At 59.6% G+C, this 12,352-nt stretch carries 8 protein-coding genes and 1 pseudogene; 7 read left to right on the forward strand and 2 right to left on the reverse strand.

The window, feature by feature from the left end; genetic code table 11:
• Positions 1 to 34: 34 nt before the first annotated feature.
• The gene (locus tag CJU94_RS03550) at positions 35 to 1,057 is read right to left on the reverse strand and encodes an AraC family transcriptional regulator (protein WP_079280739.1); all 1,023 of its coding nucleotides are present in this window, start codon (positions 1,055 to 1,057) and stop codon (positions 35 to 37) included.
• 221 nt (positions 1,058 to 1,278) lie between these two features.
• Here CJU94_RS03550 and CJU94_RS03555 point away from each other — a divergent pair, with 221 nt between their 5' ends.
• The 6 genes from CJU94_RS03555 (at position 1,279) to CJU94_RS03580 (ending at position 10,720) form a co-directional block, all read left to right on the forward strand.
• Complete coding sequence (locus CJU94_RS03555; protein ID WP_024100076.1) at positions 1,279 to 3,540, forward strand: fatty acid desaturase; 2,262 nt, start codon at positions 1,279 to 1,281, stop codon at positions 3,538 to 3,540.
• A gap of 66 nt (positions 3,541 to 3,606) precedes the next feature.
• Entirely contained in the window at positions 3,607 to 5,283 is a 1,677-nt protein-coding gene (locus tag CJU94_RS03560; protein ID WP_041025201.1) for a GMC family oxidoreductase, read from the forward strand.
• A 159-nt stretch (positions 5,284 to 5,442) separates the two neighbouring features.
• Entirely contained in the window at positions 5,443 to 7,083 is a 1,641-nt protein-coding gene (locus tag CJU94_RS03565; RefSeq protein WP_024100074.1) for a long-chain fatty acid--CoA ligase, read from the forward strand.
• Positions 7,083 to 8,819, forward strand: a complete 1,737-nt coding sequence (locus CJU94_RS03570; protein ID WP_024100073.1) for an aldehyde dehydrogenase family protein — start codon at positions 7,083 to 7,085, stop codon at positions 8,817 to 8,819. The genes CJU94_RS03565 and CJU94_RS03570 overlap by 1 nt, the downstream gene beginning before the upstream one ends.
• 681 nt (positions 8,820 to 9,500) lie before the next feature.
• On the forward strand, positions 9,501 to 10,445 hold the full coding sequence (locus tag CJU94_RS03575) for a LysR family transcriptional regulator (RefSeq protein ID WP_024100072.1): 945 nt from the start codon (positions 9,501 to 9,503) through the stop codon (positions 10,443 to 10,445).
• Positions 10,442 to 10,720 carry an EexN family lipoprotein gene (locus tag CJU94_RS03580; RefSeq protein WP_024100071.1) on the forward strand — a complete coding sequence of 93 codons (279 nt, stop codon included), beginning with the start codon at positions 10,442 to 10,444 and terminating at the stop codon, positions 10,718 to 10,720. The genes CJU94_RS03575 and CJU94_RS03580 overlap by 4 nt, the downstream gene beginning before the upstream one ends.
• A 129-nt stretch (positions 10,721 to 10,849) precedes the next feature.
• On the opposite strand, the gene CJU94_RS03585 is transcribed toward CJU94_RS03580, so the two are convergent.
• Complete coding sequence (locus CJU94_RS03585; protein WP_024100070.1) at positions 10,850 to 11,830, reverse strand: IS5 family transposase; 981 nt, start codon at positions 11,828 to 11,830, stop codon at positions 10,850 to 10,852.
• 152 nt (positions 11,831 to 11,982) lie between these two features.
• Here CJU94_RS03585 and CJU94_RS03590 point away from each other — a divergent pair.
• A pseudogene (locus CJU94_RS03590) lies at positions 11,983 to 12,288 on the forward strand (ISL3 family transposase); the annotation flags it as partial.
• Between the last annotated feature and the right edge of the window lie 64 nt (positions 12,289 to 12,352).

The raw sequence follows: 12,352 nt of genomic DNA on the forward strand, positions 1-12,352 counted from the left end.
TCAAGCATATCCTTCACATTCCAAGAGCCATCAATTACCTGGATTCACCCGCCGGCTCTTGCACTCTTGCCGACCAATCCGACGGCGCCATACCTTCCCAGCGCCGGAATGCGCGCCTGAAACTGGCGATGTCCGCATAGCCCAAGAAATAGGTCACTTCTTTGATGGAAGACCCTTTTCTGAGCAGTTTTAACGCCATGCGATGCCTAATTGATTCCACTATTTCACGGTAAGTGGTTCCTTCTTCGATCAAGCGCCGATGAAGTGTCCGAGGCGTCGTGCTCAGCAGCCGTGCACATACGGTGAGATGAGGAATTGGCGGAAGCCGTTCTAGAACAATTTTCTCCAATTTCGAGCCTGCGCTCCTGTTATCTCCAGTTTCATTTAACTCTTCGACGCAGAAGCGTACTGCCTCTGTTAGAACCAATGGATCGTATTTCTGGGTGACTTCTTCGGCAGCAGAAATATCAAAAGATAAACCTGACCATTTCTGATTGTATCGAACTGCGCAGCCGTAAACGCCGCGTGCCAGTGCCGCATGAGGCGGCTCAGGAAATTGAAAGTAAGCCATATTGCAGGCACTGCGACTCAGAAATATGTCGTCGGCGATATTTTTGACTGCAACCATCGCGATTTCCGTCACCGTGTTGCTTGCAGAACCCAGACCGATCGCCGGTTCAAACCAGACCTCCAGACTTCCATTTACCTCGCGGGTATGAATACTGATAGCCTCCGTTCGGATGCAGACAAAACGCTCGACGATTTGCATGGCTTCACGGATGCTGCGGCTTGCCGCAGCCGCCATGCCGAGGACACCATGGGTTGCTGTAAGCAAACGACGCCCAGCCAATACCCCGAAGCCCGTCTCACGCGACAGACTGACGGCGCGGGTGATCAGCTCTCCAAACTTTTCGACGGCAACTACCGCCGACGCATCGGCAAGATCATCTTGCTTGAGGTCGGAAATGGCCAGCCACGCCACGGTATCCACGCCCAGTTCAGCCGCTTGATCTGCAATTTGCCGCAGGTAGGTGACTCGAACAGTTTTTGGGTTCACGGTTGTCTCGCTCCATGTTCTTGTGCCGGCCGGTGGCCGCCCTGAGGAGTCCGACACGCTCCTCAGCCTTCTTCCTCTGATGACTATCAAAACGATCCTACACGTAGCGGCAGGTGCTTGGCAAGAAATGCACCATGTTTGTCAGTTTATGCGCTTGCGACAGAAAGTGGTGGCGAAGTCTAATAAAAAAGGAAAAAAACATTCATTAGGAGACAATTGCGATGAATTTTCTTCACGGAAGAAGCTTGCACCAAGCGGAGATAAACGGGCAGACCATCACCGTCGAGCCCGATGAAACTTTGCTGGAGGCAGCGCAACGCCAGAACATCAACATTCCCTCCATCTGTCGTGTCGGCGGCTGCGGGACTTGCAAGTGCAAGCTCAAGAGCGGCAAGGTTGACGAACTGACCGAGACGGCGTACCTGCTGACGGAGAGGGAAATCTCCGACGGGTTCATATTGGCCTGCCAGAGCCGCCTGCGCAGCGATGTGAAGATCGAGCTGGATCGGGAGGGTGCGATCGATGGCCCTCCGGTCAAGGGCGTGATCGTCGGCAAGCAAATGCTGACTCACGACATCGCGAGAATCGACATTCAACTGGACACGCCGATTCGCTATCGTGCCGGCCAGTTTGCAGAGGTCACGCTGACTTCGATGTGGGATGCTCCTCGCAGCTATTCATTCTCGGCCGCACCTGGCAATGATCGCCAAGTGAGTTTCACGGTGCGCCGTGTGCCGGGGGGGCGGGTGTCCGGGCATCTCGTGGACCAGGCGCATGTGGGCGAATCGGTCGCCGTGCGCGGCCCCGGCGGTCACTTTTACATGCGCCCGGGCCGGGGGCCAGTCCTTATGGTGGCTGGTGGCAGCGGCTTGGCGCCCATCCTCGCGATGCTTCAAGACATGAAGCGCTCGGGCGACACGCGGCCGGTGACGGTGCTGTTTGGCGCTCGGAGCCAGAAGGATCTGTACGCGCTCGACGAGATGGCAGCCTACGAAAAGGATTGGCCGAACTTCCGGTTCGTGCCGGTTCTGTCCGAGGCCGACCCTTCATCGCCCTGGGACGGGCGCACTGGCTTGGTGACGGAGCACATTCCAGAACTGCTTGGGGGCGCCACGTCGGCTTATCTGTGCGGCCCGCCGGCCATGATCGACTCGGCCATCGCCGTCCTGCGCCAGCGTGGTATTGCAGACACGAATTTGCACGCGGACCGCTTCGTCGATCAGGCGCCCAAGCTCCACACCGGCTTCTACGGCGCTGTCGGCTTGCCTACCGTTGAGCGTGTGCCAGCCAATATCTTGGACTATCTGAAGTTCTTCCTTTTGCATGGGGCGGGGATCGGTGCTTTGGTCTCCATTCTGGCGGGCGGCGCCTACACCAGTTTGGGGCTGCTCGGCTTTCTCGCCTTCTACGTTGGCGGTGATGCGCTGTTGGGCAACGATACCCGAACGCCAAAATACAAATCACCGTGGATTCTCACGGTGCAACTGTGGTTCATCCTGCCCCTGGTGGCGCTGATCGTATTTGCCTACATCTGGACGCTTTCTTCCGGTGATCCGTTGGGATTCGGCGCATGGGTAGCCCATCTCACCCACTATGACGTTCTGGCCGCCCGGGAGGCGACGGGCTTTTGGCACCACCTCACTGGAGGCATATTGACTGGCTTCGTGATTGGCGTGCTGGGAACGATCACGGCGCACGAATTGACGCATCGCACTTGGGAGCCGGTCTCGATGTTCATTGGCCGTTGGCTGCTGTCTTTCAGCTTCGACGTGGGATTCGCCATCGAGCATGTCTACGGGCATCACCGCTATGTGTCGACCGAGCATGATCCGGCCACGGCCCCGCGAGGACGCAATGTGTATCAGCACATCGTAATCTCCACCATTCGCGGCAACGCCAGCGCCTGGCGCATCGAAGCCGAACGCCTCAAGCGCAAGCATCTTCCGGTGATCTCCTTGCGCAACGCCTATATCCGCGGATTGCTCATGAGTGCGGTGCTCGTGGCGATCGCCTACTGGATGGCGGGATGGATCGGCGTGCTTGGATTTACCGGCAGCGCGCTGTGGGGAAAATCCCTGCTCGAAATCGTGAACTACATGGAGCATTACGGCATGGTGCGCGCTCCCGATCAGGCTGTACAACTACGGCACTCATGGAATACCAATGCCAGAATGAGTTCCTGGGCCATGTTCAATCTAAGTCGGCATTCGCACCACCATGCCCAAGGCGAGGTGCCTTACCAGAACTTGATGCCCTTGCCGGAGGCCCCGACAATGGCCGCTGGCTACCTTACCACGATACTGCTGACGATGATTCCGCCGCTTTGGCAGCGAATGATGATCCCCAAGCTCATGGAGTGGGATCGGCACTACGCCACGCCAGAGGAGAGGGAGTTGGCGCTGCGTGCAAACCAGAAAAGTGGCCTGAAGGCATTGCGTTTCTACGACCCACGCCAATGGAACAAGGAATTGGCGGCTGGCTGAACACGCTCGCTGCTCCTTCCACTCCCTTCTTTCAATTCGGAGCCATCGGCTCCTTCGTGGGCTCTTATGAATTTCGATTACATCATCTTAGGCGGCGGCTCTGCCGGCGCCACCTTGGCCTCGCGGCTGAGCGAAGACTCCCGCATCAGTGTTTGCCTGCTTGAGGCGGGCGGACAAGGCGACTCATTGGTCGTCCGCATGCCAGCTGGAACGGTGGTCATGATGCCAGGCAAGGGCAAGATCAATAACTGGGCATTCAACACCGCACCTCAGCCGAACCTCAATGGTCGGCGGGGCTATCAACCGCGGGGCCGCGCCCTTGGCGGATCTTCGGCCATCAACGCCATGCTCTATGTCCGTGGACAGCGTCAGGACTACGATCACTGGGCCGACCTGGGGTGTCAAGGGTGGGACTGGAACTCGGTGCTGCCGTATTTCCTGAAGGCAGAGAACAACGAGCGTGGAGCGAGCAAGCTCCATGGCGGGAATGGACCTTTGCATGTGTCCGAGCAGCGTAGCCCCAGGCCGATCACGCTTGCGTTCATTGAGGCAGCCAAGCAGCGCGGCATTCCGTTTCGTGCCGATTTCAATGATGGAGACAACGAAGGCGTTGGCTTGTATCAGGTCACGCAATTCCACGATGCTGCCCGCCGAGGCGAGCGTTGCTCCGCTGCAGCCGCATACTTGCATCCTCTGCGGGGGCAACGGCCGAATCTCACGATCAAGACGAATACCCGCGCCAGCCGGATCATCTTCGAGGGCAAGCGCGCCGTGGGCGTGGCCTACCATGCCGGCGGTGCCGAACACGAGGTCAGGGCCAAGCGGGAGGTCATTCTGGCTGCCGGCGCCTTTGGTTCACCGCAGATTCTTCAGCTGTCCGGCGTCGGGCGCCCGGAAGACATCACCCATCACGGCATCCGCATGGTGCATGAGTTGCCCGGTGTTGGCCAGAACTTGCAGGATCACCTGGATTTCATTCTGGCCTACACCTCCCAGGACACTGACAACTTCGGCATCGGACTCAAAGGGTCAGTGGACATGCTGGGCCACATTTCCAGTTGGCGCAAGGATGGCAGCGGCATGCTTGCCACCCCATTTGCCGAGGGCGGCGCATTCTTCAAGAGCGCCCCTGACGTGGATCGGCCGGATTTGCAACTGCACTTCGTGATCTCGATCGTGGACGACCACGCGCGCAAACTGCATGTTGGGTATGGTTTCTCGTGCCACGTCTGCAATCTGCGCCCTTACTCGCGTGGCGAGGTGTTCTTGCAATCACCCAACCCGCTGGACGACCCAGGAATTGATCCGCGCTTCCTGTCTGACGAGCGTGACGTGAAGCTCCTGGTCCAAGGGGCCAAGGCCACACGAGAGATAATGCTGGCATCCCCCTTGGCCAAGTACCGTGGGCGCGAATTGTTCGGCGTTACCGATGGCATGAGTGATGCGCAATGGGGCCAGCTCATTCGAGATCGATCCGACACCATTTACCACCCGGTCGGCACCTGCAAGATGGGTGTGGACCCAATGGCCGTGGTCGATGCGGAGCTGAAGGTACATGGTCTGCAAGGTTTGCGTGTCGTCGATGCCTCCATCATGCCGACTTTGATCAGCGGCAACACCAACGCGCCAACGATCATGATCGCCGAGAGGGCTGCGGACCTCATTAAACGAGCACATGGACACCCAGCCCAGATTTCCCGAAAGAACGAACGCCAAGCATACGAGAGCGCACTCCTCAGGTAAATCTGGTGCATTACTTCTTGCATACCAATAGAAAAACCTCTTAAAGGCCGCTGGCACGATGCTTGCGCTTGGTGGACCGTCTACTTCAGTCTCCATTCGCCTCAATCCTCTGGTTGTCGACGTCGGCCTCAAATACCAATTCTGAAAGAAAGTAGAAAAATGCTCGGAAAAATGATGCGCGAGCCTTTGCTCGTCTCCAGTCTCATCGCCCATGCTGCGCGTTACCATGCCGATACGCCAGTCGTTTCCGTCAACACCACGGGCGGGATCGAACACACGACCTGGGGTCAAGTCGAGATCAATGCGCGACGCCTGTCGTCAGCGCTGGCCAAGCTGGGCGTGCAATCGGGCGAGCGTTGCGCGACCATTGCATGGAACAATCGGCGACATTTGGAAATTTACTATGGCGTTTCCGGCGCGGGCATGGTGTGCCACACAGTCAATCCGCGCCTGTCCGCCGAAACCCTGATCTACATCGTCAACCACGCCGATGATCAGGTGCTGTTCATCGACCGGACCTTTCTGCCCATTGTGGCCAAGCTTCGGTCGGCATTGAGCACCGTCAAACATGTCATTCTCATGGGGCCACGCGATGAGGAGGCATCGGGCATGTTGGATGGCTTGCAGTTCTACGACGAGGTGGTCGCCTCGGGCGACGCCGACTACCCGTGGCCGAGCATTGACGAGGATCTACCTTCTTCGTTGTGTTACACCTCCGGCACTACGGGACATCCGAAGGGTGTGCTTTACAGCCACCGCTCCACGGTGCTGCATGCGTTGGCGGGCAACAGCCCGGACGGCATTGGCGTTTCGGCCCGCGATGCTGTCATGCCGGTTGTTCCCATGTTTCACGTCAACGCCTGGGGAGTGCCCTACATTGCGGCGGCGCAGGGAGCGAAACTGGTATTGCCTGGCCCGAACCTTGACGGCCCAAGTCTCGCCACCCTGATCGACGACGAGGAAGTCGGTCTGGCACTTGGCGTTCCCACGATCTGGATGGGACTGCTGGCGGCGTTGAGGGCGCGCGGCACCAAGCCCAAAAGCTTGAAACGCACCATCGTTGGCGGCGCGGCACTGCCGCCGTCGATGTTCGCCGCGTTCCGGGACGAGTTCGGTGTCGAACTGATCCATGCCTGGGGCATGACCGAAACGAGCCCGCTGGGCACCCTGAATCAACCACTGGCTCGCCACATCCATCTTGATCCTCAGCGGCAGAGCGAAGTGCGACTGGGGCAGGGACGACCACCCTACGGCGTTCAGCTGCGCGTGGTCGATGACGGCGGCGCAGTCTTGCCGAACGACGGCAAATCCCCGGGCAAACTACAGATCAGGGGGCACTGGATCGTCAGCAGCTACTTCGGCGCCGAATCCAGTGCGCTGACCAGTGATGGCTGGTTCGACACCGGTGATATAGCAACGCTTGATGTCAACGGCTATATGGTCATCCGCGACCGCGCCAAGGACATCATCAAGTCTGGTGGAGAGTGGATTTCATCGGTCGAGATCGAGAACATCGCTATCGGACATCCTGCCATCGCCAATGCGGCGGCCATCGGCGTGCCCCACCCGAAGTGGGACGAACGACCGGTTCTGGTCGCCGTGAAAAAGGAAGGCGCGAATGTGTCCGAAGCGGACCTTCTGGCCTGCTTCAAAGGACGCCTGCCGGACTGGCAGATCCCCGACAAAGCCGTCTTCGTTGATGTGCTGCCACTCAGTGGCACGGGGAAGGTGCTCAAGAACAGGCTCCGCGAAGCCTACGGCAGCCTCCTGACCGGCAATACCACGGAGAGCACGCAGTGATGGGGGCCGCTCTCCCAAATTTCGATATTCAGGCCCTGTTGGATCAGGACTTGCAGGCACTGGATGGGGCCAAGCACCACTGGGCAAAAACCTCGGTCGCCGATCGGATTGCTATTCTCGGCCGCATCAAGCCAGCGCTGATGCAGGTTGCGCAGGGGTGGGCGGAGACAGCTGCCCGGAAGAAGCGCATTCCGCATGCATCGCCGCTGGCCGGGGAGGAATGGCTCTCCGGCCCCTACGCCCTCATGGGCGCCTGCAACGGGTTGATGCAGACACTCGGTGCCATTGATAGAAAGGAATATCTTGAGCACTTGCCCTTGGGCCACCTCAAGAATGGGCAATTGGCGGTTAGAGTTCTGCCCCATTCGATCTGGGATCGGTTGCTCCTATCCGGGGTCTCAGCTGAAGTCTGGATGCAAAAGGGAATCTCCGAGGCCAGTCTCGCTCAACATGCGGCGGTCGCCTATGACATCCCTCCCGAACAGCGGCGCGGTAAGGTGGCCCTAGTCTTGGGGGCAGGCAACATCGCGGCCATCTCGCCTCTCGATGCATTTCAGAAGCTGTTTATCGAAAACCAGGTGGTTCTGCTGAAGATGAATCCGGTCAACGACTACCTGACCGACTATCTCAAGGCAGCCCTGCGGCCCCTGATCGAATGCGACGCGCTACGCATCATTCGCGGCGATGGCGCCGTGGGTGCCTACCTGTGCGAGCATCCGCTGGTAGAGGAAATCCACATCACCGGCGCAAAGGCCACCCACGATGCCATCGTCTGGGGCATCGGAGAAGAAGGCGCACGCAACAAGGCCGCGAATACACCGAAGAACCATCGAAAGATCACGTCCGAACTGGGCGCAGTCTGCCCCACCATTGTGGTGCCCGGGCCGTGGTCGAACGCGGACATCCGCTTTCAGGCCGAACAGATAGCAACGCACAAGTTGCACAACTCCGGCTTTAACTGCGTGGCGTGCCAAACCTTGATCGTGCCTCGTGGCTGGCGACACACGGACAAACTTTTGGCTGCTGTGTCCAATGTCATGTCGCGCTTCGGGCAGCGGGAGGCCTACTACCCTGGCAACGAGCAGCGCATCGAAGAGTTTGCCGCCCACGCCGGAGGTTCGGATGCGATCGACCGTGGTCTGCTTGCGCCTGCGTGCATTCTTGCGAACATGGATCGGGGCGATGAGCCATGGCTGGCGCAGCACGAAGTCTTCGGCACGGCGTTAGCAATAAAGTCCTTCGAATATAAAGATGCGGGGTCGTACCTTGAATCAGCCATTGCGTACGCTAATGACCGTTTGTACGGCACCCTGGGGGCAAATATTCTGATTCACCCCAAGACTGTGCGAGAGATCGGTCGTCAACGCTTCGAAGAACTGCTTCAAAAGCTGCGCTACGGCACCATCGCCGTGAATGCTTGGACCGGATTGGGATTTCTGCTTGCACCCTGCCCCTGGGGAGGATTTCCCGGAGGGTCGTCGCGCGATCCGCAATCTGGTATTGGGACGGTACATAACTCGTTCATGCTTGAAGGAACGGAGCGTACCGTCATATCCGCCCCATGGCGACCATTCCCTCGCAGTCTGCTCTCACTGCATCCAACGCTCCTTCCTCGGCCACCTTGGTTCATCACGAACCGGCGGCAAGATGTGATTGGCCGTCTCTTGACCGACTTCCAGTTCAAACCCAGCTGGACCAAGCTGCCGAGGATTTTCGTCAACGCCCTGCGTGGGTGACGGCGAGAAATTCATACCAATTTGAAAGGATTTTCAGTTTACCCAAGCAAGTCTGGAGGTGAATCAAGGGCTCTTTCGCTACAGACTCTTTCCGACTTTGCGTGGGTTAAGCAGTTGCGGGCCTATCTGAACGAAGTTGTGCTTGCCTGTGCTCAGGAAGAATACGGTTCACCTGGTGGCGAAGCGGGTAGACGCGCGCCTTGCGCTTAGCCGCATGGAAGAAGCCGTTGGTCTGACGGACTTGCGTCTAGGCAACGATGTCCTCGAAATGTTTGCGGATCAGACAAGCGCCCCTCCTCGGCTCAACCCCGGAGCGCATGAAGGTCGTGTACCACTGGGTGCGCATCTCGCACGCAACGATGGTCTGCTTCCGAACGGGGAACTCGTGCAGCCGCTTTCGGTAAAGGCTCGCGCGCCGTGCGCTTGGTCGCAACTTGGGTGATGAGGCTGCTCAGATCGGCCCGTAGGAAGGCGGGCTGGCGGATGCGGTCTCTGATCAACGCCCAGCATGAGCCCTCGAGATCCGGTTCGATCTTCTGTCCAAGGTGAGGCGTCTAGTCAACATCGCTTGTGGCGTGGGCAACGAAGTAGAACTTATCGAAGGCAATGCGCGCGTTGGGGCAGGTCACTCGGCCATGCATCACCACAAGGCTTTGCCAGTCACCTAGTGAGGAACGGGATATGGAACTTCGTCATTTGCGCTGCTTTCTGGCTGTGGCCGAAGAACTCCACTTCGCCCGCGCCGCCGAGCGATTGTATATCGAGCAGTCGCCGCTATCGCGCGCCATCAAGGAACTGGAAGAAGAACTAGGCGTGATTTTGTTTGCTCGCACCACACGCAGCACGCGGCTAACCCGAGCCGGGAATCTGTTCCTTGAGCACGTGCGTCGCGTGTTTGCTGCCTTGGAACAAGCGCGTGACAGCGTGAAAGCGGCAGCCAATGGCTTTCACAGGCAACTGCGCGTGGCTCTGTCCGACGGTATCACGCTGTCGCGCCTATCCGCTTTGCTTGTACTTTGTCGCCAAGAAGAACCTGAGGTCGAGATTCGCCTCTTCGAGGTGCCGCTGTCGCAGCAGATCAAAGGGCTACATGACGATCTCTATGACGTAGGGTTCGCCCAGTCCAACGAAGTTGGCAATGGCATCGTTTCCGTGCCCGCTTGGAGCGATGCGCTGATAGTGGCAGTGCCCGCTCGGCACCCCCTACTGGCACATAAGCGCATTCCTTTAGACGAACTTTTGCGCTATCCGTTGGTCTTGTGCGATCCACAGGCATGTGAAGGCCATGCCAAGCACGTTGAGCGGGTGCTACGCCGCGCGGATATGGAGCCACTGATTGCAGAGCGGGTGGCATCCACTGACCTGATGATGGCCCTGGTATCAGCCGGCTTCGCGCTGGGACTGGTCGGCGCCGCACGCATTGCTGCCAATCGCGAGCCTGGCGTCGTGGCCCGGCCGTTGGCATCGCGCGTGCCGCCTTTGACAACTTACCTGCTGCGTCTCGAAGGCAACTCGTCCGATGTGCTGGCGCGGTTCATTGAGCGCGTGCAGGCCGTCGAGTCACCGGAGTCGCCCGGGCCCATACCGGACCTCCATCCCGATCCACCGGAGGAACCGAGGCCGTGAAGAAGATCATCCCCTTCCTGTTCGTGGCAGCCCTGACAGCCTGCGGCCAGTCCGAGACGCCTCAAAAGGCCGCCGTCTCAGAGGTCAGCATTCCAACGGTGGAAGAACTGGCAGCCAACCCCGAACGGCTCAAGGAGCTGCGGCGGCAATGCAAAGCCGGCCGCCCCAAGTTGGGTGACCTTCTGTGCAACCGGGTCGCCGAAGCCACGCGCAAGCGGTTCTATGGCGACGGCGAAACCCCGTACGCGCCACCGAAAGAATCGCCGAAGTTCTGACTGTTGGCGGTTAGGGAAGGTCTGAACAGGGCAAGAACGCGATGGCATTGAGCCGTGCGAACTGGTTCGGCCCGGAAGAGTGCCGGCGCTTCGAGGATTTTGGGCGCATCGCGCCGCGTTGTTCGTGCGTCATGCCATCTGCAGGCGGACGACTCCCACCATCGCCATCAACTTCTTGCGCGCCATCCACAGGTTCGACAGCGCGAAGAGGGTGACCACGTGGGCCGTGTTCTTCGCCAACCCCCGGAACCTGACCTTCACCAGCCCGAACTGCCACTTGATGACCCGAAACGGGTGCTCGACCTTTGCGCGCACGCTGGCCTTGCGGTACTCCTGCTTCCTGAGCCTCTGCTTCGCACGCCCCTCGGGCAGCTTGGCCATGTCGCTGGGCCGGCCGGCGATGTGCCAGTGCCGATCATCTCGGGTCACTCGGCGCTGCGCGCCCCGGTAGCCCGAGTCGGCCCACACGTCTTGTTCCTTGCCATGCAGCAGATCGCCGATCTGTTCGACGTCGGACTCGTTGGCCGCCGTGGTGGTGACCGTGTGAACCAGACCACTGTCGGCATCCACCGCGATGTGCGCCTTCATGCCGAAGTGCCACTGCTTGCCCTTGCGGGTCTGGTGCATCTCGGGGTCGCGCCCACCCTCGGCGTTCTTGGTCGAACTCGGCGCGGCGATGATCGTGGCGTCCACGATGCTGCCGCGCTTGAGCAGCAGGCCTTTGCGGGCCAGGTGCGCGTTGACCGTCTTGAGGATGTCCTCGGCCAGGTCGTTGGCCTCCAGCAGGTGGCGGAAGTTTAGGATCGTCGTCTCGTCAGGGATCGCCGCCAGATCCAGCTCGGCAAACGTGCGCAGCGAGGCGATCTCGTACAGCGCCTCTTCCATCGCCGGATCGCTCAGCGCGAACCAGTTCTGCATCAGGTGCACTCGCAGCATCGCCTCCAGCGGATACGGCCTGCGGCCCCGACCCGCCACCGGGTAGTGCGGCTCGATCACCTTGAGCAGCGCCTTCCACGGCACCACCACTTCCATCTCGCCGAGGAAGACTTCGCGCCGCGTCTTCTTCCTCTTGCCCGCTTGCTCCGCGTCCGAGAAACTGATCTGGCTCATCGATGTGGCTCCGCTGCGTGACCCTGTGCCTCATGCAAGAAACATGCACTTGTTCAGACCTTCCTTAGCCGCATCACCTCATTATTTTTGCCTCTCTTGAATTCCGAGTGGGTAATCTTGGGCCTTGGTGGGCATAGAAGCGGGGGGCAGTGATGACGGCCAAGCTGTTTGAGGTGGCGCTGGGGATTGCCCAGCCCTGGGTGGTGGACACGGTGGAGTTCGACGAAGCGGCCAAGGTGCTGACGGTGCTGATCGACTTCAAGCCGGGCACGCGCTTCACGATCTCCGGACACGAAGGTGCGCACCCGGTGCACGACACCGTGACCAAGACCTATCGGCACCTGAACTTCTTCCAGCACGAATGCCACCTGCAGGTGCGCACGCCTCGTGTCAAGCTGCCCAACGGCTCGGTGCGCCTGGTCGAGCCGGACTTTGCCGGGCGCCTGTCGGGCTTCACGCGTAACCGTCCGGCCAACCCACCTTGAATTGCCGCAGCCGGCCCTGGATGCTTGTGTCCACGAA

This window comes from Paraburkholderia aromaticivorans (assembly GCF_002278075.1).
In the GTDB taxonomy this organism is placed as follows: Bacteria; Pseudomonadota; Gammaproteobacteria; order Burkholderiales; family Burkholderiaceae; genus Paraburkholderia; species Paraburkholderia aromaticivorans.

Excerpts from the sequence above, each read along its gene's own strand:
- CJU94_RS03555 (WP_024100076.1), top strand. The coding sequence starts at position 1,279 with ATGAATTTTCTTCACGGAAGAAGCTTGCACCAAGCGGAGATAAACGGG.
- CJU94_RS03560 (WP_041025201.1), top strand. The coding sequence starts at position 3,607 with ATGAATTTCGATTACATCATCTTAGGCGGCGGCTCTGCCGGCGCCACC.
- CJU94_RS03565 (WP_024100074.1), top strand. The coding sequence starts at position 5,443 with ATGCTCGGAAAAATGATGCGCGAGCCTTTGCTCGTCTCCAGTCTCATC.
- CJU94_RS03570 (WP_024100073.1), top strand. The coding sequence starts at position 7,083 with ATGGGGGCCGCTCTCCCAAATTTCGATATTCAGGCCCTGTTGGATCAG.
- CJU94_RS03575 (WP_024100072.1), top strand. The coding sequence starts at position 9,501 with ATGGAACTTCGTCATTTGCGCTGCTTTCTGGCTGTGGCCGAAGAACTC.
- CJU94_RS03585 (WP_024100070.1), bottom strand. The coding sequence starts at position 11,830 with ATGAGCCAGATCAGTTTCTCGGACGCGGAGCAAGCGGGCAAGAGGAAG.